The sequence below is a fragment of the Pseudomonas sp. B21-056 genome (assembly GCF_026016325.1).
GTDB lineage: Bacteria > Pseudomonadota > Gammaproteobacteria > Pseudomonadales > Pseudomonadaceae > Aquipseudomonas.
In genome coordinates this window covers 195,921-221,414 of sequence record NZ_CP087203.1, presented here as the reverse complement: position 1 = coordinate 221,414, position 25,494 = coordinate 195,921, and the positions used below count along the sequence as shown (strand labels likewise).

11 protein-coding genes are annotated in these 25,494 nt (G+C 60.9%); 5 read left to right on the top strand and 6 right to left on the bottom strand.

Translation table 11 applies throughout. From position 1 onward, the window contains the following. Positions 1 to 223: 223 nt before the first annotated feature. The 3 genes from LOY67_RS00960 to LOY67_RS00950 are packed head-to-tail and all read right to left on the bottom strand — an operon-like array spanning position 224 to position 5,124. The gene (locus tag LOY67_RS00960; protein ID WP_265065536.1) at positions 224 to 1,591 is read right to left on the bottom strand and encodes an HlyD family type I secretion periplasmic adaptor subunit; all 1,368 of its coding nucleotides are present in this window, start codon (positions 1,589 to 1,591) and stop codon (positions 224 to 226) included. Further along, positions 1,581 to 3,737, bottom strand: coding sequence for a type I secretion system permease/ATPase (locus LOY67_RS00955; RefSeq protein ID WP_265065535.1), 2,157 nt, complete (start codon positions 3,735 to 3,737; stop codon positions 1,581 to 1,583). Before LOY67_RS00955 ends, LOY67_RS00960 begins: the two co-directional genes overlap by 11 nt. A gap of 37 nt (positions 3,738 to 3,774) precedes the next feature. After that, on the bottom strand, positions 3,775 to 5,124 hold the full coding sequence (locus LOY67_RS00950) for a TolC family outer membrane protein (RefSeq protein WP_265065534.1): 1,350 nt from the start codon (positions 5,122 to 5,124) through the stop codon (positions 3,775 to 3,777). Positions 5,125 to 5,483: 359 nt separating this feature from the next. Here LOY67_RS00950 and LOY67_RS00945 point away from each other — a divergent pair, with 359 nt between their 5' ends. Together LOY67_RS00945 and LOY67_RS00940 are read left to right on the top strand one after the other, a co-directional pair. After that, positions 5,484 to 17,741 (top strand): LapA family giant adhesin, encoded by a 12,258-nt coding sequence (locus tag LOY67_RS00945; protein ID WP_265065533.1) that lies wholly within the window; start codon positions 5,484 to 5,486, stop codon positions 17,739 to 17,741. Between the two features lie 119 nt (positions 17,742 to 17,860). Next, complete coding sequence (locus LOY67_RS00940; protein ID WP_265065532.1) at positions 17,861 to 18,199, top strand: tryptophan synthase subunit beta; 339 nt, start codon at positions 17,861 to 17,863, stop codon at positions 18,197 to 18,199. A gap of 136 nt (positions 18,200 to 18,335) precedes the next feature. Here the strand turns inward: LOY67_RS00940 and LOY67_RS00935 are convergent, their stop codons facing one another. The 3 genes from LOY67_RS00935 to lapG all read right to left on the bottom strand — a co-directional run bounded on the left by LOY67_RS00935 (position 18,336) and on the right by lapG (position 22,147). Further along, complete coding sequence (locus LOY67_RS00935) at positions 18,336 to 18,695, bottom strand: DUF6124 family protein (RefSeq protein WP_265065531.1); 360 nt, start codon at positions 18,693 to 18,695, stop codon at positions 18,336 to 18,338. Positions 18,696 to 19,562: 867 nt separating this feature from the next. Further along, complete coding sequence (gene lapD / locus LOY67_RS00930) at positions 19,563 to 21,509, bottom strand: cyclic di-GMP receptor LapD (protein WP_265065530.1); 1,947 nt, start codon at positions 21,507 to 21,509, stop codon at positions 19,563 to 19,565. 14 nt (positions 21,510 to 21,523) lie between these two features. Then, on the bottom strand, positions 21,524 to 22,147 hold the full coding sequence (gene lapG / locus LOY67_RS00925) for a cysteine protease LapG (protein ID WP_265067677.1): 624 nt from the start codon (positions 22,145 to 22,147) through the stop codon (positions 21,524 to 21,526). Between the two features lie 265 nt (positions 22,148 to 22,412). On the opposite strand from lapG, the gene LOY67_RS00920 reads away from it, so the two are divergent. The 3 genes from LOY67_RS00920 to LOY67_RS00910 all read left to right on the top strand — a co-directional run bounded on the left by LOY67_RS00920 (position 22,413) and on the right by LOY67_RS00910 (position 25,494). Then, the gene (locus LOY67_RS00920; RefSeq protein ID WP_265065529.1) at positions 22,413 to 23,102 is read left to right on the top strand and encodes a GntR family transcriptional regulator; all 690 of its coding nucleotides are present in this window, start codon (positions 22,413 to 22,415) and stop codon (positions 23,100 to 23,102) included. A gap of 686 nt (positions 23,103 to 23,788) precedes the next feature. Then, positions 23,789 to 24,565, top strand: a complete 777-nt coding sequence (locus tag LOY67_RS00915; protein ID WP_265065528.1) for a DUF3050 domain-containing protein — start codon at positions 23,789 to 23,791, stop codon at positions 24,563 to 24,565. After that, positions 24,562 to 25,494, top strand: coding sequence for a diiron oxygenase (locus LOY67_RS00910; protein WP_265065527.1), 933 nt, complete (start codon positions 24,562 to 24,564; stop codon positions 25,492 to 25,494). Before LOY67_RS00915 ends, LOY67_RS00910 begins: the two co-directional genes overlap by 4 nt.

Genomic DNA, 25,494 nt, shown 5'->3' with positions numbered 1-25,494 from the left:
TATAGGTATAAAAATCGAAATTTAAATACCGTTAACGAATAACTATATGGCGTTTATAGAAATGAGCAGCATGCGGAACCTGTGGCGAGGGAGCTTGCTCCCGCTGGGTCGCGCAGCGGCCCCTGAAAAGCGATGAGCGCTTCGCACTCAAGCGGGAGCAAGCTCCCTCGCCACAAAAGCTTCAAGCTCTCAAACTCAAACTCAAGTTCTCAAGCAGCCAAGGCTACCGCTCGTGCAACGCCTCGGCCCGGGCCTTGATGATGGGTTTGAGCAGGTAGCTGAGCACGGTTTTCTTGCCGGTGATGATGTCCACCGAGGCCACCATGCCTGGGATGATCAGCAGCGGTTTTTCATCCGTGCCCAGGTGGCTGCGCTCGGTGCGCAGCTTGATGATGTAGTAGGTGGTTTTCTTGTCTTCGTCGGTGACGGTGTCGGCACCGATCTGTTCCAGCTTGGCTTTCAGCCCACCGTAGATGGTGTAGTCATAGGCGGTGAATTTCACCGTGGCATCCTGGCCGGGGTGCAGGAAGGCGATGTCCTGGGGACGGATTTTCGCTTCCACCAGAAGAGTGTCGTCCAGCGGCACGATTTCCACCAGGTCGCTGCCGGGCTGGATCACCCCGCCGATGGTGTTCACCAGCATCTTGTTAACGATACCCCGTACCGGCGACGTTACCAGGGTCCGGCTCACGCGGTCCTCCAGGGCCTTGCCGGTCGCCTGGGCCTTGTTCAGGTCGGTACGCGCCTCGTTGAGCTGGGTCAGCGCTTCACTGCGGAACTTGCCACGGGTCTCGTCGATCTTGCGTTGCACTTCCTTGATCGCCGATTCGGCGCGAGGAATCGCCAGCGTCGTGGCATCCAGTTGCCCACGGGTCTCGACTTCAGCGCGCTTGAGCCGCAACACTTCCACCGGCGACACCGCGCCCTGGGCCACCAGCGGTTCGGACATGTTGATTTCCTGGCGTTGCAACGCCAGGCCGGAACGGTACTGCGCCTGCTTCGAAACGAACTCACGCAACTCCTGCTGGCGCTGGACCAGTTGTTCCTGCAACCCGCCGATTTCATCGTGCAACTGCTGGCGACGGCTGATGTACAGCGACTCTTCACTGGCGGCCTGACCCGGCACAGCCTTGAGTACATCGGCCGGGAAGTTCAGCGGCCGGTCATCGACCTCGGCACTCAATCGCTCGACCCGCAGCAGCATCGACAGGCGATCCGCCTCGGTTTCCCCCACATTCGAGACAAACCGTGTGTCGTCCAGGCGAATCAAAGGCGCACCGGCCTCGACGATCTGCCCTTCCTTGACGAACAGCTCGGCGACGATGCCGCCCTCCAGGTTCTGGATCTTCTGGATCTTGGACGACGGAATCGCCTTGCCATCGCCCTTGGTCACTTCGTCGACCACGGCGAAGTTGGCCCATAGCACCAGGAACACGAAGAACGCGATGATGCCCCAGATCGTCAGGCGCACCACTCGCGGGGCGTCTTCGATCAGGGCCTTGTTGACCTCCGGCAGGGGCTGGCCGTGCAACGAAGCGGAGCCTTTGAAATAGCGGCTCACGGAATCCTTGAAACCCGACTTAAGCAACACTGATCTGCCCCTTCTTCAACGCTTCCATCACGGCAGCTTTCGGGCCGTCGGCCAGGATCTGTCCACGGTCGATCACCAGCAGGCGATCCACCAGCGACAGCAAGGATGCCCGGTGCGTCACCAGCAGCACGGTCTTGTTCTCCACCACCGCGGCCAGGCGCTGCTTGAGGCGCTCCTCACCGGTGTTGTCCATGGCGCTGGTGGGTTCGTCCAGCAGCAGGATGGGTGGGTTAAGCAGCAACGCGCGGGCCAGGGCAACGTTCTGGCGCTGGCCGCCGGACAGGTTCTGTCCGCGCTCGCCGACCTGCAGCTCATAGCCTTGTGGATGCAGGCGCGCAAACTCATGCACGCCCGCCAGTTCGGCGGCCTGGAGCACCAACTCGTCTTCGACGTAGCGGGCGCCTGAGGTCAGGTTATCCCGCAGGGTGCCGGCCAATAGCTGGATGTCCTGAGGGACATAGCCGACGTTGTAGCGCAACTCGCTGACATCGACCTGGCGGATGTCCACGCCGTCCACCAGCAAGGCGCCATCGTCCGGCTGGTAAAGACCCACCAGCAACTTCGCCAGGGAGCTCTTGCCCGAACCGCTACGGCCGATGATGCCGATTTTTTCACCGGGCTTGATCACCAGGTTGATGTTCTTCAGCGCGGGGTTCTGCTGGTTCGGGTAAGTGAAATTCAACTGGCGGCATTCGATGGCGCCCTGCAGGACCTTGCGGCTCAACGGGCGCTCGTCGAAATTGCGCTCCTGGGGCAGCTCCATCATCTGATCGACGGACGTCATGGTTACCCGCGCCTGCTGGTAGCGGGTCAGCAAGCCCGACAACGACGCCAACGGGCTGAGGGCGCGGCCACTGAGCATGTAGCAGGCAACCAGCCCCCCCATGCTCAGGTTGCCGGCGATGATCAGGTAGACACCGAAGACGATCATGATCACGCCAGCCAGTTGCTGGATCAGCAAGGTGATGTTCATCGCCAGCCCGGAGAGCATTTTTACCCGCAGCTCGAGACGGCTGAGGGTGCCGATGGTCTGTTCCCACTGGTATTGGCGTTCGCTCTCGGCGTTGTTGACCTTCACCGCATCCAGGCCGGCCAGGGTCTCGATCAGGCTGGACTGGCGCTCGGCGCCCAGGGCCATGGTCCGTTCCATGGTCGCCACCAGGGGCTTCTGCAACGCGTAGCCGATCAACAGGGCAATCGGGAACGCCAGCACCGGAATCCACACCAGGTGCCCACCGATGATCGCGATGACCATGAAGATCAACAGAGTGAACGGCAGGTCGATCAGGCTGGTGAGGGTCAGCGAGGCGAGGAAGTCCCGCAGGCTCTGGAACTCATGAATGTTCTGGGCAAAGCTGCCGACCCGTGCCGGACGGTATTTCATCGCCATGCCGACGATACGCTCGAACAGCGTGGCGGAAATGATCAGGTCGGTTTTCTTGCCCGCCAGGTCCAGGCACAGGCTGCGCAACATTTTCAGGATCAGGTCGAACAGATAGGCACCGGTAATGCCGATGGCCAATACCCACAGGGTCGACTCGGCCTGGTTCGGCACCACGCGGTCATAGACGTTCATCACGAACAGCGGCGCGGCCATGGCGATGATGTTGATCAGCAGGCTGGCAGCAATCGCATCGGCGTACAGCCAACGGGAACGCTTGAGGGTGTCGCGAAACCACGAGCGCGCCCGGGGAATGAGCGTGCCGTGGTTCACATCGAATTTGTGCTGGGGTTGGGCGAAGAAGACCTTGCCGCTGTAGTCGTCGGCCAGCAACTCACGACTGACCGTCACTTCGCCGCCGTCGCTTTCGCTGAGCAGCAGCCGCGCCTGGTCATCACCGACCCAGCCCAGCAACACGGCACTGCGACCGTCCTTGAGCAGCAACAGGGCCGGCATCGCAATGGTCGGGATCTGCTCGAGCCGGCGTTGCAGTACCCGGCCTTGCAAGCCGGCCCGGGCCGCCGCGCGCGACAATAATTCGACGCTCAACCGCTGCTTGGGCAGCGGCAGGCCGGTGGTGAGCATCGCCGCGCTGGCCGGTTTCTGATGCAGCATGCAGAGCGCCAGCAACCCGTCCAGCAGCGGGTCGTCGTGCAGCGTGCGCGGGTCATGGACAAGTTCGACGCGACTGACTTCTGATTCCACGCTCTGCACTCTTGACTAATCAAACTGGATGGATGACTCAATTCATCCCAGGCAACTGGACCTTGGGTTTCACGTCATTCTGCACAACGGATGCCAACGGCGCGACTACCCCCTGACTTTTGAGCAACTCGCCCATGGTTGCCTTGATCCGGTACTGGGTGAACAGCTGCACGTTCTTGATTTCCGCCAACCGCCGGGAGGCGCTGAACAGCTCGTTTTCGCTGTCGAGCAAGTCGAGCAGGGTCCGTTCGCCGAGGCTGAACTGCTTCTGGTAGGCGTTGCGCACGCTGGCGCTGCGGTCCACGTATTGCTGGGCAATCGGCACCTGGGCGTTGGCGTTGTTGAGGGCGTTCCAGGCCAGGCCCAGTTCTTCAGTCAATTGGCGCAGGGCGTTGTTGCGGATATCCAGCGCCTGGTTGGACAGGTAGGACTTGGATTCCAGATCCGCCTTGTTGCTGCCGCCGGCATACAGGTTGAAACGCATGCGCAGCATGGCCTGCCATTCGTTGTTGTGACCGTTCTGGCCGTCCAGATCGTTATCGGCGGTGCGGCCCAGCTCGGCGTCGAAGCGTGGGTAGAAGCTCGACTTGGCGGCTTCATACTGTTTCTCGGTGGCGACAATGTCTGCTTCGGCCGAGCGCAGCACCGGGCTGTTCTCCAGCATCTGAGCGCGAGCTTCAGTCAAGTTGGCCGGCAACAGCGCCATAAAATCGGCGGGGCGCTCCAGTTGGTCGGGCAGTTGGCCCACGGCACTGAGGTAGTTGGTCTCGGCGTCGGCCAGATTGGTCTGTTCGGTGATCAAGTTGTTGCGGGCCTGGGCCACACGTGCTTCGGCCTGGTCGTGGTCGGCGCGATTGCCCACGCCGCGCTCGGTGCGCAACTTGATCTGGTCGAAGATGCGCTCGTGGCTCTTGAGGTTCTCTTCGGCCAGGCGCACGAACTCGCGCCGGGTCAGCACATCCAGGTAGACCTGGGCCACGGTCAGCCCGGTGCGCTCGGAGGTATCGAGCAACGAATAGGCGCGGGCATTAACGGTGGCTTGTTGACGCCCCACTTCGCTGGAGGTCGCAAAACCGTCAAAAACCATTTGTGTCAGGCGCAGGCTCGACTCGCTACGGTTCAGGGTTTCCCAGTGATTGTTGTTGCCCGACCGGGTGGTGACGCTGTCGGTGCCTTCGCGACCGTACCCGGCGGCGAGGTCCACCCTAGGCAAATAACCGCCCTTGGCAGCTTTCAATTGGTAATCGGCAGCCAGTCGGCTGTTCACGCCGGCCTGGATTTCAGGGTGGACATCCAATGCCTGTTGCATGGCCTGCGGCAAGGTTTGTGCTTGAACGAAACTGGCGGCGAGAGCGAAAGGTAAAGCCGTGAACAAGTGCGAACGCATGGTGTTTTTTCTTCCTGAAACGCTTGTCTTGGATCACAGCGAAACGAGGCGCTGCATCGGATGATGGCTACCGTAATTACCGTATGTCGGAAAATTCGAAACAGGTACTGAATCTTGCACCGAAAGAACGGGTCGCCGCTTAAATATCAATGTGACATGACCGATACAATTGTTTAGGATGCCCGGAAGAAGGTCAATAGTTTGGCGGAAACAAAAATCATGGAAATTTAAGCCAAATAATTGACATTCGGAAGCGTCAAAACAACCTTACTTAGTAAAGCCAAAACGTCCAGACCGCGGCTATCCACAGCTTGCGGGCCCATGGAAGTTTACTGAACGTGGCATCCGGAGAGTCATCAATGAGCAGCGTTATTGCCGTCGTCAAAAGCATTGTCGGTCAGGTTTTCGCCGTATCCCCGGAGGGTATCCGGCGCGTACTCATTGAAGGCGATCGCCTGTTTACGGGCGATCAGTTGGACACCGGCCCTGCCGGCTCCGTCACCCTGGACCTGGCCGATGGCCGCACACTCGACCTGGGTCGGGACACCCAGTGGAGCGCCAACGCCCCGGACTCTTCCACTGACCTTGCACAAGCCACTGCCCAGGCCGCTCCGTCGGTAGAAGAACTGCAGCAAGCCATCGCCGCCGGTGTCGACCCGACCACAGCCCTGGAAGCCACCGCCGCCGGAGCTGGCGAAGCGAGTGCCGGTGGTTCCGCCGGGGGCGGCCACAGCGTTGTAGTGCTGGATGCCACGGCCGGCAACGTCAATCCGACTGTCGGGTTCCCGACTGAAGGCTTGGGCGCGACCGCCACCACAGACAACAACATCACCGGCCTGGCCACCAACGCCAATACCACTGCCAACACCCTGATCAATTCGACGCTGACGCTGAGCGCCACCCCGACCCTGACCGAGGCCGGTGGTGTACTGGTCTATACCGCGACCGTTACCCAGGCGCCCCTGACCGACCTGACCGTGACGCTGTCCAATGGCTCGGTGATCGTGATTTCCGCCGGACAGACCACCGGCAGCGTCAACGTCCCACTGGCACCGAACGACACCGTCTACAACGATCCGAGCCAGATCAACGTGACCGTGACCGGCGCCAACGGTGGCAACGGCATTGCCGTGACCCTGCCGACCACACCGGCCGTGACCCAGATCACCGACACCATCGACACCACCAACGTCACCCTGACCGCAGGCGAGACGGTGACCGAAGGCGGTCAGATCACCTACACAGCGACATTGACCAACCCGGCGCAAACGCCAGTGACCGTGACCTTGAGCAATGGCTCGGTCATTACCATCGCAGCGGGGCAGACCACCGGCACTGTTGCCGTCGATACTCCTGCCAACGACGTCTACAACAATGGCAGCACGGTCAGCACCACCATCACCGGGGCAACCGGCGGCAACTTTGAAAACCTGGTGCAGAGCACCGCGCCGGCGGTCACCACCATCACCGACTCGATCGACACCACGACCGTGACGTTGACCGCTACACCGACCGTGAATGAAAACGGCACCATCACTTACACCGCGACCCTGACCGATGCCCAGGGCAATCCAGTCACTGCGCAAAACGGTCCAGTCACCGTCACCCTGGACAGCGGCAAGACCATTACCATCGAAGCCGGTGCAAGTGCGGGTACGCTGGACGTGGCCGTTGGCAACGACGTGTACCTGGGGCCGGCCACCATCAGCGAAAGCATCAGCACCGCGACCGGCGGTAATCTGGAAGCCATCGCACCGAATACCGCTCCGGTCAGCACCGTCGTCAACGATGTGAACGACACCACGACCGTAACGCTGACGGCCACGCCGACTGTCAATGAAAACGGCACCATTACCTACACCGCTACGCTGACCAATGCCCAAGGCAATCCAGTCACTGCGCAAAACGGTCCTGTAACGGTCACCCTCGACAGCGGCAAGACCATCACCATCGAGACCGGTGCAAGTGCGGGTACGTTGGACGTGGCCGTCGGCAACGACGTGTACCAGGGTCCGACCACCATCAGCGAAAGCATCAGCACCGCGACCGGCGGCAATCTGGAAGCCATTGCCCCGAATACCGCTCCGGTCAGCACCGTCGTCAATGATGTGAACGACACCACCACCGTAACGCTGACCGCGACGCCGACTGTCAATGAAAACGGCACCATTACCTACACCGCAACCCTGACCGATGCCAAAGGCAACCCGGTCACCGCGCAAAACGGGCCTGTCACCGTCACGTTGGACAGTGGTAAAACCATCACCATCGAAACCGGTGCAAGTGCGGGCACGTTGGACGTGGCCGTTGGCAATGATGTGTACCAGGGTCCAACCACGATCAGCGAAAGCATCAGCACCGCGACCGGCGGTAATCTCGAAGCCATCACACCGAATGCCGTTCCGGTCAGCACTGTCGTCAATGATGTAAACGACACCACCACCGTGACGCTGACCGCTACACCGACCGTGAACGAAAACGGCACCATCACTTACACCGCGACCCTGACCGATGCCAAAGGCAACCCGGTCACCGCTCAGAACGGTCCAGTCACCGTTACCCTCGACAGCGGCAAAACCATCACCATCGAAACCGGTGCAAGTGCGGGTACGTTGGACGTGGCCGTTGGCAATGATGTGTACCAGGGTCCAACCACGATCAGCGAAAGCATCAGCACCGCGACCGGCGGTAATCTCGAAGCCATCGCACCGAATACCGCTCCGGTCAGCACCGTCGTCAACGATGTGAACGACACCACGACCGTGACGCTGACCGCCACGCCGACCGTGAATGAAAACGGCACCATTACCTACACCGCTACGCTGACCGACGCTCAAGGCAATCCAGTCACTGCGCAAAACGGTCCAGTCACCGTCACCCTCGACAGCGGCAAGACCATTGCCATCGAAGCCGGTGCAAGTGCGGGTACGCTGGACGTGGCCGTTGGCAACGACGTGTACCTGGGGCCGACCACCATCAGCGAAAGCATCAGCACCGCGACCGGCGGTAATCTGGAAGCCATCGCACCGAATACCGCTCCGGTCAGCACTGTCGTCAACGATGTGAACGACACCACCACCGTAACGCTGACCGCTACGCCGACCGTGAATGAAAACGGCACCATCACTTACACCGCGACCCTGACCGATGCCCAAGGCAACCCGGTCACCGCGCAGAACGGTCCTGTAACGGTCACCCTCGACAGCGGCAAGACCATCACCATCGAGACCGGTGCAAGTGCGGGTACGTTGGACGTGGCCGTCGGCAACGACGTGTACCAGGGTCCGACCACCATCAGCGAAAGCATCAGCACCGCGACCGGCGGCAATCTGGAAGCCATTGCCCCGAATACCGCTCCGGTCAGCACCGTCGTCAATGATGTGAACGACACCACCACCGTAACGCTGACCGCGACGCCGACTGTCAATGAAAACGGCACCATTACCTACACCGCTACGCTGACCAATGCCCAGGGCAACCCGGTCACTGCGCAGAATGGTCCGGTCACCGTCACCCTCGACAGCGGCAAGACCATCACCATCGAAGCCGGCGCAAGTGCAGGTACGCTGGATATCAGCGTCGGCAACGATGTGTACCAAGGTCCAACGACGGTTACCGAATCGATCAAAGATGCGACCGGCGGCAACCTCGAAGCCATTGCTCCGAATACCGCTCCGGTCAGCACCGTCGTCAACGATGTGAACGACACCACCACCGTAACGCTCACCGCTACACCGACCGTGAACGAAAACGGCACCATCACTTACACCGCTACGCTGACCGATGCCAAAGGCAATCCAGTCACCGCGCAGAACGGGCCAGTCACCGTCACGCTGGACAGCGGCAAGACCATCACCATCGAAGCCGGTGCAAGTGCGGGCACGTTGGATGTCAGCGTTGGCAACGATGTTTACCAAGGCCCAACGACGGTTACCGAATCGATCAAAGATGCGACCGGCGGCAACCTCGAAGCCATCGCACCGAATACCGCTCCGGTCAGCACCGTCGTCAACGATGTGAACGACACCACCACCGTGACGTTGACTGCCACACCGATCGTGAACGAAAACGGCACCATCACTTACACCGCCACGCTGACCGATGCCAAAGGCAACCCGGTCACTGCGCAGAATGGTCCTGTAACGGTCACCCTCGACAGCGGCAAAACCATCACCATCGAGACCGGTGCAAGTGCGGGTACGCTGGAGGTCAGCGTTGGCAACGATGTTTACCAAGGCCCAACGACCGTTAGCGAATCGATCAAAGATGCGACCGGTGGCAATCTCGAAGCCATTGCCCCGAATACCGCTCCGGTCAGCACTGTCGTCAACGATGTAAACGACACCACCACCGTAACGCTGACCGCTACGCCGATCGTGAATGAAAACGGCACCATCACTTACACCGCGACCCTGACCGATGCCCAAGGCAACCCGGTCACCGCGCAGAACGGTCCTGTGACGGTCACCCTCGACAGCGGCAAAACCATCACCATCGAGACCGGTGCAAGTGCGGGTACGCTGGAGGTCAGCGTTGGCAACGACGTGTACCAAGGCCCAACGACGGTTACCGAGTCGATCAAGGACGCAGCCGGTGGCAACCTCGAAGTCATCGCTCCGAATACCGCTCCTGTCAGCACCGTCGTCAACGATGTAAACGACACCACAACCGTAACGTTGACTGCTACACCGACCGTCAATGAAAACGGCACGATCACCTACACCGCAACCCTGACCGATGCCCAAGGCAATCCAGTCACCGCGCAGAACGGACCGGTGACGGTCACGCTGGACAGCGGCAAAACTATCACCATCGAAACCGGTGCAAGTGCAGGTACGTTGGATGTGGCCGTTGGCAACGACGTGTATCAGGGTCCAACCAGCATCAGCGAAAGCATCAGCACCGCTGCTGGTGGCAACCTTGAAGCCATTGCCCCGAATACCACTCCGGTCAGCACTGTCGTCAATGATGTAAACGACACCACCACCGTAACGCTCACCGCTACACCGACTGTCAATGAAAATGGCACCATCACTTACACCGCCACGCTGACCGATGCCAAAGGCAACCCGGTCACTGCGCAGAATGGTCCTGTAACGGTCACCCTCGACAGCGGCAAAACCATCACCATCGAAGCCGGCGCAAGTGCAGGTACGTTGGATGTGGCCGTTGGCAATGACGTGTATCAGGGTCCAACGACGGTTACCGAGTCGATCAAGGACGCAGCCGGTGGCAACCTCGAAGTCATCGCTCCGAATACCGCTCCTGTCAGCACCGTCGTCAACGATGTAAACGACACCACAACCGTAACGTTGACTGCTACACCGACCGTCAATGAAAACGGCACGATCACCTACACCGCAACCCTGACCGATGCCCAAGGCAATCCAGTCACCGCGCAGAACGGACCGGTGACGGTCACGCTGGACAGCGGCAAAACTATCACCATCGAAACCGGTGCAAGTGCAGGTACGTTGGATGTGGCCGTTGGCAACGACGTGTATCAGGGTCCAACCAGCATCAGCGAAAGCATCAGCACCGCTGCTGGTGGCAACCTTGAAGCCATTGCCCCGAATACCACTCCGGTCAGCACTGTCGTCAATGATGTAAACGACACCACCACCGTAACGCTCACCGCTACACCGACTGTCAATGAAAATGGCACCATCACTTACACCGCCACGCTGACCGATGCCAAAGGCAACCCGGTCACTGCGCAGAATGGTCCTGTAACGGTCACCCTCGACAGCGGCAAAACCATCACCATCGAAGCCGGCGCAAGTGCAGGTACGTTGGATGTGGCCGTTGGCAATGACGTGTATCAGGGTCCAACCAGCATCAGCGAAAGCATCAGCACCGCTGCTGGTGGCAACCTTGAAGCCATTGCCCCGAATACCGCTCCGGTCAGCACTGTCGTCAACGATGTAAACGACACCACCACCGTAACGCTGACCGCTACGCCGATCGTGAATGAAAACGGCACCATCACTTACACCGCGACCCTGACCGATGCCCAAGGCAACCCGGTCACCGCGCAGAACGGTCCTGTGACGGTCACCCTCGACAGCGGCAAAACCATCACCATCGAAACCGGTGCAAGTGCAGGTACGTTGGATGTGGCCGTTGGCAACGACGTGTATCAGGGTCCAACCAGCATCAGCGAAAGCATCAGCACCGCTGCTGGTGGCAACCTTGAAGCCATTGCCCCGAATACCACTCCGGTCAGCACTGTCGTCAATGATGTAAACGACACCACCACCGTAACGCTCACCGCTACACCGACTGTCAATGAAAATGGCACCATCACTTACACCGCCACGCTGACCGATGCCAAAGGCAACCCGGTCACTGCGCAGAATGGTCCTGTAACGGTCACCCTCGACAGCGGCAAAACCATCACCATCGAAGCCGGCGCAAGTGCAGGTACGTTGGACGTGGCCGTCGGCAACGACGTATACCAAGGTCCAACGACGGTTACCGAGTTGATCAAAGATGCGACCGGCGGCAACCTCGAAGCCATCTCTCCAAACACTGGCGCCGTCAGCACCGTCGTTAACGATGTGAACGACACCACCACCGTGACGCTGACCGCCACGCCGACGGTCAATGAAAACGGCACCATCACTTACACCGCTACGCTGACCGATGCCAAAGGCAACCCGGTCACTGCGCAGAATGGTCCTGTAACGGTCACCCTCGACAGCGGCAAAACCATCACCATCGAAGCCGGCGCAAGTGCAGGTACGTTGGACGTGGCCGTCGGCAACGACGTATACCAAGGTCCAACGACGGTTACCGAATCGATCAAAGATGCGACCGGCGGCAACCTCGAAGCCATCTCTCCAAACACTGACGCCGTCAGCACTGTCGTCAACGATGTGAACGACACCACCACCGTGACGCTGACCGCTACGCCGACCGTGAACGAAAATGGCACGATCACTTACACCGCTACGCTGACCGATGCCAAAGGCAATCCGGTCACCGCGCAAAATGGCCCTGTGACGGTCACCCTCGACAGCGGCAAGACCATTACCATCGAAGCCGGTGCAAGTGCGGGCACGCTGGACGTCACTGCCAGCAATGACGTTTACCAAGGCCCAACAACCATTACCGAGTCGATCAAAGAAGCCTCCGGTGGCAACCTCGAAGCCATCGGCGTCGACAAGACCGACGCATCGACGGCTATTGGCGACTCGGTCGACACCACCACCGTCAGCATCAGCGGCAGCACGTCAGTCACCGAAGGCCAGGCCGCGACCTACACCGTCAGCCTGACCAACCCGGCACAGACCGAGGTCACCCTCAAGCTCGTCTACAGCGGCACCGCTGCCGACGGCACGGACTTCACCGGCGTCTACACCGTGAAGATCCCGGCCAACGCCACCAGCGCGACCTTCGACGTGGCGACGCTGGACGACAAGATCACCGAAGGCACTGAGAACTTCGTGGTCAAGATCGATTCGGCGACCGGTGGCAACTTCGAGCAATTGGCGATCAGCGGCACCAACGGCAGCGTCAGCACCTCGATCATCGACAACGATGCGCCACCGGTACTCGACCTGGATACCAACAACTCCAGCGGTAAGACCGGAGCCGACTACCAGGTCACCTTCACTGAAGGCACCGCCGGCCCTGGCGTGTCGATTGGCGATACCGACCTGAAGATCACCGACCCGGACAGCACCCTGCTGACCGGCGCCACCGTCGTGCTGACCAACCGCCAGCCGGGCGATGAGCTGAACCTGGGTAACAGCGTCAACGGCATCAGCATCAACGCCAACAGCACCAACGGCACGGTCACGCTGACGATGTCGGGCAACGCGACGCTGGCCGACTACATGCAGCAGATCAAGAACATCACCTTCATCAACAACAGCGAAGATCCGAGCAGCGTGCCGCGCATCATCACCGTGACGGTGACCGATGGCGGCAATTACTCCAACACCGCCACCACCACCGTGAACGTGGTCGGGGTCAACGATGCACCAGTGGCTGCCGGTGGCTCTGTAACCGGTACCGAAGACACTTCGCTGGTCCTCGGCTGGTCGACCTTTGGCGTCAGTGACGTCGACAGTGCCGCCTCCAGCCAGGGCGTGAAGATCACCGGCCTGCCGGGTGACGGCAAGTTGCAGTACCTGGACGGCGCAACCTGGAAGGACGTGGCCAACAACCAGACCTTCACCAAGGCTGACATCGACGGCGGCAAGCTGCGCTTCACACCGGATACCAACGAGTCCGGGGCCAATGGCAACCCGGCCGGCGTGGGCGACCAGAAGTCCGATTACGCGCAGATCCAGTTCCAGCCCACCGACGGCCAGGCGCTGGGCAGTACCAGCACCGTGAAGATCGACATCACCCCGGTGGCAGATGCGCCGAGCCTGAGCGTGGCCGGCAACAACGTGACCTCCACCGGCCTGATCAAGGAAGTCTGGACCGGCCTGTCGGGCCTGGGCACCGATGGCAGCGGCGCGGCGTCCGGCACGCTCAAGTCGGTGATCGATGCCGCCGGCACACCGAACAGCACCAGCACCGTGACCAACGTGCAGTCCGACAGCAACGTGAACGCCGGCACGGCGTCGAAAACGTCGGGCCTGATCTACCTTGAAGCGGGCAAGACCTACACCTTCAGCGGCACCGGCGATGACAGCCTGCTGGTGACCGTCGGCGGCAAGGACGTGGCAGGCATCACCTGGGGCGCGGGCGGCAAGTTGAACGGCTCGTTCACGCCGACCACCAGCGGCTACTACACCCTCGATATCTACCACCACAACCAGACCGGCCCGGGCAGCTATGACGTCAATCTGTCGGTCAACGGCAGCACACCAGTCGACCTCAGCAACGCAGGCGTACCGCTGTACACCAGCGTGACCGATCTGACGAACGCCGGCGTGACCGTCTCCGACCTGCACGGCACCAACGGCGAAGGCTACTACGACGGCTTCAAGCTCAACGAAGGCGTCGCAGGCACCAGCGTGCATCTGTCGAAGATCACCACCGCCCTGACCGACACCGATGGCTCCGAAACGCTGAGTGTGAAACTCAGCGGTATCCCGCAAGGCAGCGTGCTGAGTGACGGCGCGGGCCACACCGCGACCGTAGGCGGCAACGGTGAAGCCGTGGTCAGCGGTTGGAACCTGGGTAGCCTGACCCTGACGCCACCGGCCCAGTACAACGGCCAGTTCAACCTGACCGTCACCTCGACCTCCACCGAAAACCTCGGCGGATCGGCAGCCACCACGGCGCAGATTCCGGTCACGGTGTACCCGGCGGTCAATGCTGCACCGATCCTCGACCTGGACGCCAACAACTCCAGCGGCAAGACCGGTAGTGATTACCAGACAAGCTTCACCGAAGGCACCCCGGGGCCAGGCGTGTCGATCGGCGACACCGACCTGAAGATCATCGACCCGGACAACACCCTGCTGACCGGCGCCACCGTCGTGCTGACCAACCGCCAGCCGGGCGATGCGCTGAACCTGGGCAACAGCGTCAACGGCATCAGCATCAACGCTAACAGCACCAACGGCACCTTCACGCTGACGCTGTCGGGCAACGCGACGCTGGCTGACTACATGCAGCAGATCAAGAACATCACCTTCATCAACAGCAGTGACGACCCAAGCAGCGTGCCGCGCATCATCACCGTGACGGTGACGGATGGCAGCAACTACTCCAACACCGCCACCACCACCGTGAACGTGGTCGGGGTCAACGATGCGCCGGTCGCCACCGGTGGCGCAGTGACCGGTACCGAAGACACGTCACTGGTCCTCGGCTGGTCGACCTTTGGCGTCAGCGACGTGGACACTGCCGCCGCCAGCCAGGGCGTGAAGATCACCGGCCTGCCGGGTGACGGCAAGTTGCAGTACCTGGACGGCGCAACCTGGAAGGACGTGGCCAACAACCAGACCTTCACCAAGGCTGACATCGACGGCGGCAAGCTGCGCTTCACACCGGATACCAACGAGTCCGGGGCCAATGGCAACCCGGCCGGCGTGGGCGACCAGAAGTCCGATTACGCGCAGATCCAGTTCCAGCCCACCGACGGCCAGGCGCCGGGCAATACCAGCACCGTGAAGATCGACATCACCCCGGTGGCAGATGCGCCGAGCCTGAGCGTGGCCGGCAACAACGTGACCTCCACCGGCCTGATCAAGGAAGTCTGGACAGGCCTGTCGGGCCTGGGCACCGATGGCAGCGGCGCAGCGTCCGGCACCCTCAAGTCGGTGATCGATGCCGCCGGCACGCCGAACAGCACCAGCACCGTGACCAACGTGCAGTCTGACGGTAACGTAAACGCCGGCACAGCGTCGAAAACATCGGGCCTGATCTACCTCGAAGCCGGCAAGACTTACACCTTCAGCGGCACCGGCGACGACAGCCTGTTGGTGACCGTCGGCGGCAAGGACGTGGCTGCTACTACCTGGGGCGCGGGCGGCAAGCTGAACGGTTCATTCACAGCGACCACCAGCGGCTACTACACCCTGGATATCTACCACCACAATCAGCATAACGTGGGCAACTACGACGTGAATCTGTCGGTCAACGGCAGCACGCCAGTCGACCTCAGCAGCGCAGGCGTGCCGCTGTACACCGGCGTGGCCGATCTGGCGAACGCCGGCGTGACCGTGTCCGACCTGCACGGCAGCAATGGCGAAGGCTACTACGACGGCTACAAGCTCAACGAAGGCGCCGAAGGGACCAGCGTGCATCTGTCGAAGATCACCACCGCCCTGAGCGACACCGACGGCTCCGAAAAACTGAGCGTGAAGATCGCAGGCATGCCAGAGGGCAGCGTGCTGACCGACGGCGCGGGCCACACCGCCACCGTGGGCAGCAACGGCGAAGCATCGGTCAGCGGCTGGAACCTGGGTAGCCTGACCCTGACGCCGCCGGCCTACTACAACGGTCACCTGGACCTGACCGTGACCTCCACGTCCACGGAAACCCTCGGCGGGTCGGCGGTGACCACCGCGCATATTCCGGTCACCGTGTACCCGGCGGTCTACAACGCCGCGACCGCGACCTCGGGCAGTGACAACGTCACCGGCACCGATGGCAACGACATCATGGTCGCCGACATCGGCGGGTTGACCGTGGTGCCGGGCGTCAACTACAACATCGCGTTCATGGTCGACAGCTCCGGCAGCATGAGTTCGGCGTCCGTCGCTGCGGCCAAGGACTCGTTGGCCCAGGTGTTCAACACCCTCAAGCAGAGCCTGGGCAGCAATTCCGGGACGGTGAACATCTTCCTCGCGGACTTCGACACCCAGGTGAACAAGAACGTTGCGGTGAACCTCAATGACCCCAACGCACTGACACTGCTCAAGAACGTACTCGACTCGATGGTGTCCGGCGGCAGCACCAACTACGAAGACGTGTTCAAGACCACGGCGAACTTCTTCAACAGCACACAGGCCCTGAGCAACACCGGCGCGAAGAACCTGACGTACTTCATCACCGACGGCCAGCCGACCCTCTACCAGTCCGGCGAACAGACGAACCCGACGCTGTACGGCAACGTCAAGCTCGATGATGTCTTGAGCGCGGCCGACTACACCGTCGGCAAGTACTACACCCAGACAATCGACAACAAGCACAAATTCACCATCTACGAAGACGGTGACATGTACCTGTCGACCAAAGACGGCAAGCATTGGGATGACAGCTATGTCGGCACGGTGCATGCCCAAGGCGACGGCACTTTCGAATTCTCCTACCTGGACGGTACCGGCTATGCCGATTCCTGGGCAGCGACGGGGTCGAGTGCCAGCTTCACCCTGCTCAAAGGCCTGAGCAACGTCGAAGCCATCGGCCTGAACAATGACGTCACCCTGAACGACCTCAAGCCATACGACTCGGATCAGACGCCACAGACCAACATCGACCCGAGCAACCTGGCCAACTCGATCATCGGCCACACCGAAGCGACCCTGCCGGGCGCGGATACGGTCAACGGTGGCGAAGGCAACGACATCCTGTTTGGCGACCTGGTGAGCTTCAACGGCGTCACCGGCGAGGGTTACCAGGCCATCCAGGCGTTCGTGGCCCAGCAGAGCGGCGTGGACGTCAGCAAGGTCACCACCAGTAACGTGCACCAGTACATCACCGAGCACTACACCGCGTTCGATGTGTCCGGTGCCCACGATGGCAACGACACGCTGTTGGGCGGCGGTGGCAATGACATTCTCTTCGGCCAGGGCGGCAACGACTCGCTCGACGGCGGCAAGGGCAATGACATTCTGCTCGGCGGTACTGGCAACGACACGCTGATCGGTGGCCTGGGCGGCGATACCTTTGTCTGGAAGGCCGGTGACACCGGCAACGACGTGATCAAGGACTTCAAGGCTGCCGATGGCGACCGAATCGACCTGCGGGATCTGTTGCAAGGTGAATCCGGCAGCACCATCGACCACTTCCTGCAGATCAGCACAGTCGATGGCGTGTCGTCGTTGCAGGTCAGCACCACCGGCCAGTTCAACGGCGCCAACGGTGCATCGGCCGCGCCGGACGTGACGATCAAGCTGGAAGGCAACAACTGGTCGAACGTCAACCTGAACACGTTGATCGCCGGCAGTGACCCGACCATCAAGGTCGATCACAACAACAGCTGAACCTGACACATAAACGGTGGCGAGGGCGTTTGTTCCTCGCCACCGGATAAGTGTTCATACTCGCGCACAGTTGGCCTATGCTGCTCGGCATGACGCCGTTTATCCATGAGGGATGCCCGATGTTTTATGTGCAACGCGATGCACAAGGCCTACTGGTGCGCGTAGAAGCCATCGCCTATGCCGAGGCCAGCGAAACCCTGCCGGCCGACAGCCACGAGATCCAGGACTGGTTCGCCAACCAAGCCGTGGAAAACAGCCTCAAACAACTCAAGCAGAGCGACCTGGAGATGATCCGGGTACTCGACGACCTGATCCAGGTGCTGACCAGCAAAGGCGTCATCCGCGTCACCGACCTGCCCCCGGCCGCCCAGGCCAAGTTGATGGACCGCAACCAGGCCCGGGAAGCATTGGGCGGGCTGAGCCGGTTGATCGATGATGATGAGAAGGGGTTGATCTAGGCGCCCGGACCGACGCCATCGCGAGCAGGCTCGCTCCCACAGATGATCAGTGCTGACCGCAATATTCGGGGCAACACCCATCCCTTGTGGGAGCGAGCCTGCTCGCGATAGCGATCTTCAAGCCACCGGAAACCTCTCAGCCCGACGCCTGGGCTTCAAGCCGATCCATCGCCCGCTCCACCAACAAATGCACCCCATCGGCCATCCGACTGATCGCCAGGATCACACTGCGGCGTGAACCGTCGACATCGTCCGCCAGATCGGTGGCAATGGCGCTGATGGACAGCAGGTCTTCGGAGGCGTTGGCCAACAGGGTTTCGGTGTCGATGTCCGGGGCGACGATGAAGAGCTGGCCTGATGGAGGCTCGTCGACGGGTTTGGGTTTTAGGTAGTAGTCGAGGGCGCGTTCGGCGGCTTCGTCGAGTTTTTTGGCTTGCAGGGTTTCGACACGGGATTTGGAAGAGGGTTGTGGAGGGTTGGGCGTAGGTTTGAACATGGTCTGGGCTTCCTATTCAATTCAGAGCCGCCCTGGCTCGCTTGCACGCGATGAAGGGTGGCAGCTATGTGTGAGTGTGCAAGACCGAGTAAGACAACGCCCAGAACCTCGGCAGACCCGAAGGTCTCCCACACACAGCTACCATAAAACACGAGCACGAATGCACGACCGATGGCTGGTGAGATATTGGACGTTCTTTTAACCGGCTTGCACGCCAGTGTCACCGTTTTTTGAGTGACAAACCCAGATTAGCCATGAGTCCGGCGCCGGACAAGTTCACCAACTTCGCTACAACTTGAAGGAAATCTCCTAGGACCTGACTGTCCCATGCATCTGCAAGGGGCTCGGTTGTCTGGGCTGACGCCATCGCGAGCAGGCTCGCTCCCACAGGGGACTGAAGTACAACCGGGAGAGATAGGTCGGCTGTAAGGCCGCCTTCGCGAGCAAGCTCGCTCCCACAATGGGATTGAGGTACACCCGAAAGAATCAGGTCGGCTTTAAGGCCGCCTTCGCGGGCAAGCCCGCTCCCACAGTGGGATTGGAGTACACCTGAAAGAGTCAGGCCGGCTATAAGGCCGCCTCGCGACGGACGTTGATCTCGGCGCCCCGTTAACCACGCTGGCCGAACGCAGGTATTGCGCAGTGGGCATCCCGGCATGGATGCCGGGATAGCCGCGCTGGGCCATGGATGGCCCTTCGCGGCGGGCCCACGGAGCAATGCCTGCGTTCGGGCACACCGAGCCTAAGCGAGGTGCCGAGTGGTGGGGCATGAGCGCTTTGGTTACTTTCGCGCTTTTCGAAAGTGACCCGCTGTAAAAGCGGAACCCTAAGTGGCCGTTACCGCAGCAACGGATATGTACTCAAGCATCAACCCCAACGCTTAGGCCCCCCAACCAACTGCCCCTGCACCCCAAACAACCCCATCTCCCGAATCACCGCCAATTCCCCCTCAGTCTCCACCCGCTCGGCAATCAACGGCAGATCGATGCTATGGGCAGCCCGCTGGATAGCCTCGATAAACAGACGCTTATCGCTCTCCAGATCAATAGCCCGGATATAACCGCCATCGATTTTCAAATAGGCCAACCCCAACCGCGACAAGTTGCCGATCATGCTGAAACGCCCACCAAAACGCTGCAGGCTCAAGGAAAAACCGAGCTCACGCAGGCGTCGGGTCAGTTGCTCCAGCACCGCCTGCTCAGGCAGTTGCTCCTCACCAATCTCCAGGGTCAAGCGAGGCCCGAGGTTGGAATGAGCCCGCAGAATTTCAAAGACTTTATTCAACGCCTGCGGATCGGCCAGGGTGGCAGAGGACAGGTTCAGCGCCAGGGCCTCTTCGTGCCCGGCCATTTGCCTGAGCACCTGCTCGAGCATCAGGCGGTCCAGCCGCGCCGTCCAGCCGAAGCGCTCCAGCCAAGGCAGGAAACGCCCGGCGGGAATGGTCTGGCCCTGCTCGTCGAGCAGTCGCGACAGCACTTTGTAGTGCAGCACCACCTGGGTGTCCAGGGCGGCCACCACCGGCTGGAAGTACAGCTCGAAACGCTGCTGGCTCAGGGCCTGATCAAGCAGCGTGTGCCAGGCATGGTGGTCGTCGCCGACGCCGGCCACCGCGCTGTGGTCCAGGCAGGCCCAACTCGGCTCGCCCTGGCTTTCGGCCTGGGCCAGGGCCTGGTCGCCAAGCTGCAGCACCGCTTGCGGCGAGTCACCGTGGACGAATGGCGCCAGCCCGATAGCGGCCACCGATGCCATGTCGGTCGCGCCGGTAGCGTGCAGGCTCGCCAACGCGCTTTCGAGGTTCTGCGCCAGTTGCAAGGCTTCCTCGCGCACCAGCCCCGGCGCCAGCACGGCGAATTCCCCGCCGCGGACCCGCGTCACCAGGTTCTGGGTTTCCGGATACCGCTCGCACTCACGCAGCAACTGCTCGCCCACGGCCTTGAGCAACTGGTCGGTGCGCTGCCCACCCAAGCGCTGGTTCAGACCGGCCAGGTCCCTGACCCGCAGCAACAACAGATAGCCGGAACTGGCTTGCTCCGGGTTGCTCACCCGGGCATTGAGCTGCATTTCGAAATAACGCCGGTTGGCCAGGCCCGTGAGGTTGTCCTGGTAGGACTCGACCCGCAGCTTTTCACTGCGCTCGGCCTGCTCTTCGAACAACGCCTTGAGCTTCTCGACCATCTGGTTCATCGCCTGCACCACGCGGCGCAATTCAGGGGTGCGCGGCAGCTGCGGCAGGCTCAGGAACTCGCGCCGGGCGATGGCATGGGACTGGTGCACCATGTAATCCAGCGGCTTGAGCTGGCGACGCAGCAGCAAGGCCCCCAGCACCGCACTGGCGGCACCGCACAGCAGCAACCAGCCCAGGCTGCCCAGTGCGCTCTGCCACAGCTTGGCGAGGGCGAACATCGGGTGGCTGACCACTTCGACCCGCGCCGCCTGTTCCCAGCCACGGCTGACGATTGCATCACCGCCGGCCGGCTCCAGGCCGATGAGTTTGACGAACCACTGCGGCACGCTGCCGGCGTCCGGCGTGCCGGTGCGCTCGACCAGGGTCTTGTCAGTGGCCACGTCGACCACGCGGATGCTGGCGTAGTAACCGCTGTCGAAGATCGAGCTGACCATCAACTCCACCATCGCCGGGTCGTCGATGTTCGGCGTCAGCGACAACGCCAATGCCGTGGCTGCGTCCTGGGCGTGGGAGCGTAGCTGATTGACGTATTGGGCCCGCGAGCTCTCCAGGCTGACCATGAAGCTGCCGCTGAAGGCAACCACCAGGAACAGACAGATAGCGATCAACAGTTGTTTGAACAAAGACATCTGAGCGCGCGCTCCTAATTAGTCGTCTCGACCGGAAAACCTTCGGCCTGCATTTTCTTCAACACGTCCTGCCACCGCGACAGGCGCTTGGTGTCACTGACTTTCTTGTTGCCCTTGGTGCCCGGCAGCCACAGCCCCTCGGCATTGAAAGAGTAGACCGGCAGCAGGTCGGTTCGCTGGCTGGCCGGCTGGATCGCGTCGATCAGGCTGTCGAGCACCAGCGGCATGGCCTCGGGCGTGGCGTAGTAGGTAAGCACCATGTGCGCACGGTTCTGTCGCAACGCCTTGACGTAGGTGATGCGCAACTTGTCACTGGACACCCCGAGATGCCGCAGGCTGAAGTACTTGGCGATGGCATAATCCTCGCAATCGCCGGCGCCCTTCCATAAAGCCTGGATCGGGGTTTCCCAGTAATCGACCTCATGCCACAGGTCGATGTCTTCCACGTAGCGCACCTGTTTGTTGAAGAACAGGTTCACCACCTTGAGCTGTTCCAGTTCAGGCGTCTGCTTCTCGGTCGCCAGCAGGTGCTGCCAGGCATCGATCCGTTGCTGCCCCTCGCCCAGTGGCCCGTACAGTGCCTGCGCCCGCCGGCTGATCTGCGCAAAGTCCCAGTCGGCCTGCAAGCCACCCAGCATGAGGCCGGCCAGCAATAATGCCGAACACAGCCAGCGCAGGGACCTGAGGGCAGGGAACGGTGCAGCCAAGGGAATGCGTCCAAAAAAGACCGTTGAGGATTCGTTGGATGGTGAAGCCTGGCCCGGCAAAAGACAATGGCAGGGTGCAATCACTCCAGGCACGCTAAACTTTAGTTTATGAACCCCGGCCGCGAGACTTTGACGGGCTGGTAATCTGTCATTAATGTTGGCATGGATCCAATTCCGTCATTCAGGGTGCGTGGTCGTGACAAAGAAGCCCAAGCCGTTAAGCACTATCCAGGTCAACGGGCCCATTCCCGCTGCCCAGGCCCGTTCGATCATCGAGGGCTCCCTGCGCGAGGCCATCCTCGACGGGCGCCTGCCCTGCGGCACGGCCCTGCGCCAGCAGGAACTGGCCGACCTGTTCGGCGTGAGTCGCATGCCCGTGCGCGAGGCGCTGCGCCAGCTCGAAGCGCAATCACTGCTCAATGTGGTTCAACACAAAGGCGCCGTGGTCGCTCCGCTGATCACTAACAACGCCATCGAAACCTACGCGCTACGTGCGGTACTGGAGTCTTTCGCCTTGCGCCTGTCGGTGCCGTTGCTCGAAGCCGACGACCTGGCGCAGGCCGCCCACTACATCGACCAGTTGGAAGCACAAACCGATCATGCCGAGATCGGCAAGCTCAATCGGTTGTTCCACATGTCGCTTTATCACAAAGCACCCAACAGCAAGTTGTTGGACCTGATCGAACGCGAGCTCAATGAAGAGGAGCGCTTCCTGCGCTTTCATCTGTCGTCCATGGGGCTCGGCAAGCTGACCCAGGACGATCATCGCGCACTGCTCGAGGCCGTGAGTATCAAAGACATCGATTCCGCAGTAGCCCTGCTGGAACGACACCTGGAAAAAGCCTGCGTCACGATTCGACGGTATCTGGAACAGTCATCCAACTGATCGCTCGCCGGCCATCTGGCCGGCGTATCACTTTCTTACATATCCTTCCTACCCGTCTTCCCGCCCGCCTGACGCGGCTTGGCCGTGTCTGCGACCCGCCGCCACATCAGTTCAATGGCACTGCCGTCGATTTGGGCTCACTCTTGCGTTTGTCGATTCAAAAAAAGACCTGAAGAAGTCAGCGCCTGGCGACAAGCCGGGCGAATCGAAGCCACCACGCAAGGAGCGTCGCCCACCGGCGGGAGAATCGAGTGTCCGACCGACGTCCCGCCCATAAAACACGAACTTCTTTATTCCCTGTTCCCTGAAGTGCTCCGGGTGAGGCATTCACTCGAACTATCGATTCTGATCGTCACCAATCGGAAGGAGCAACTTCGCCTCAATAAAACTTACTGAATAAGTTTTATAAAGCCTCTTCATGCCCGATAAAACTGCAAGTTTAAATAATTAAAAAATTGCTTGCCGCTGACTTGTTTCATGTATTAGTTTTTTCTACGTCGAATTGTTATCGACGACTTAAGTTTCCACCAGCCACCTGAAATCAGGGCTTTCAGGCCTACCAACCGAAACAGCAGCACACACTTGCATAACTTGGGTAATTCATGGATTCCGGTTCAGGCACCCGCTCGCCTTATTAACAATAACGAGCACCTTTCCGGACAAACATCATTGATGAGGACGTTCAAATGCAGCCAACCAAAGAACAACTTTTTTTGAAAAAACGCGAACTTGGCCAACACCCTGTTTTTTCCGAAATAACATCAATCGACCTGTTGCGCCGTTTTATGGAAAGCCACGTTTTTGCCGTGTGGGACTTCATGTCGCTGACCAAGCGGCTGCAGCGGGAGCTGACCTGCATTCATCTGCCCTGGCTGCCACCGGCCGACCCGCAGGCGGCACGCCTGATCAATGAAATCGTGCTGGGAGAAGAGTCCGACGATCGCCCCGGCGCAGGGTATTGCAGCCATTTCGAACTGTACCTGGACGCCATGCGGGAAGTCGGTGCCGACACCCGGGCGATTGAACAATTCATCACCCTGCAACAGGAAGGCGTCAGTCCTGAAACCGCCCTGGACAGCGTCGAGGTCGAGCCCGCGGCGGCCCGGTTCGTTCGCCAGACCCTGCACACCGCCCTGCATGCCCCTGCCCACAGCGTAGCCGCCGCGTTCGTGCATGGTCGCGAAAGCGTCATCCCGCAGATGTTCCAACGCATGCTGGATGCGTGGGGCATTGGCCTGGATCAGGCGCCGACGTTTCGTTACTACCTGCAACGGCACATCGAAGTCGACTCCGAAGACCACGGCCCTGCAGCGGAGAAACTGCTGGCCCGATTGATCGACGGCGACCCACAGCGCGAAACCGAGGTGCTGTCCGCCGCGCTCGCTGCCGTCCACAGCCGGGCGGCCCTGTGGGATGGCCTGCGCCAGAGCATGACCCAAGCGGTCGCGCAGGTGACGCCATGAACGCCATCCAATACCAGTCCTTCGCCGACGCCTGGGAAAGCCGCGCCACGATCCGCACCCGACCACGACGCCGGGTCGAGAACGACGACAAGCTGATCTTCCCCATGAGCCGGCAACCCCTGGTGCACAGCCAGACTTTTCTCAGCCATTGCCCGCAACTGCGCGATTACGCGCTGGTGCAGAGCCTCTACAAGTTCATCAACGATGTGGTGATTTTCGAGACCGAACTGGTGGACCACACCGCCCGGCGCATCGCCAAGAATCGCTTCGGCATCGAGTTCCCGTTCGCCTGTCGCTACGACGCGATGACGGTGGTGGTGGACGAGGATTATCACGCGCTGGTGGCAATGGACTTCATGCAGCAGACCATCGACATGACCGGCATCGACCCGATCCCGCTGCCGGCGCAGATCGAACTCAGCCGCGCCATACCGGCAACGCTGGCCCAGGCGCCGGAGCATCTGCAGAGCGCCGTGGAGCTGATCTGCATCGCAATCGCCGAAAACACCGTGACCAACGAAGTCGCGGCGTTCGCCCGGGACGATTCGGTCAAGGCGTCGATCAAGGGACTGATGGCCGATCATCTGATGGACGAGGGACGGCACTCGGGCTTCTGGACGCGGCTGGTGCAGATGTACTGGCGCGCAGCCCCCGAAGAGGACCACGAAGCGATTGCCCGGTTGATGCCCGGTTTCATCGTCCAGTACCTGGCGAGCGATCTGCAGCAGGCCTTCGATTTCGAGCTGATCGCTCATCTGCCCGTCGACGAATCGGTGCGCCAGTCGCTGCGCGAAGAGGCCAGTGCCTTGGCCTACCCCATCAATCGCTTCCATCCGTTGGTGGGCAACATCACCCGTTTTTTCCGCAGCAGTTCGATGCTCGCTTCCCCCTGCGTGCGCGATGCCCTGGCCGACTACCTGACCCCATGA

Coding starts and splice junctions, on each gene's coding strand:
- LOY67_RS00940 (WP_265065532.1), top strand. CDS start 17,861: ATGTTTTATGTGCAACGCGATGCACAAGGCCTACTGGTGCGCGTAGAA.
- LOY67_RS00915 (WP_265065528.1), top strand. CDS start 23,789: ATGCAGCCAACCAAAGAACAACTTTTTTTGAAAAAACGCGAACTTGGC.
- LOY67_RS00910 (WP_265065527.1), top strand. CDS start 24,562: ATGAACGCCATCCAATACCAGTCCTTCGCCGACGCCTGGGAAAGCCGC.
- LOY67_RS00950 (WP_265065534.1), bottom strand. CDS start 5,124: ATGCGTTCGCACTTGTTCACGGCTTTACCTTTCGCTCTCGCCGCCAGT.
- LOY67_RS00945 (WP_265065533.1), top strand. CDS start 5,484: ATGAGCAGCGTTATTGCCGTCGTCAAAAGCATTGTCGGTCAGGTTTTC.
- lapD (WP_265065530.1), bottom strand. CDS start 21,509: ATGTCTTTGTTCAAACAACTGTTGATCGCTATCTGTCTGTTCCTGGTG.
- lapG (WP_265067677.1), bottom strand. CDS start 22,147: ATGCTGGGTGGCTTGCAGGCCGACTGGGACTTTGCGCAGATCAGCCGG.
- LOY67_RS00935 (WP_265065531.1), bottom strand. CDS start 18,695: ATGTTCAAACCTACGCCCAACCCTCCACAACCCTCTTCCAAATCCCGT.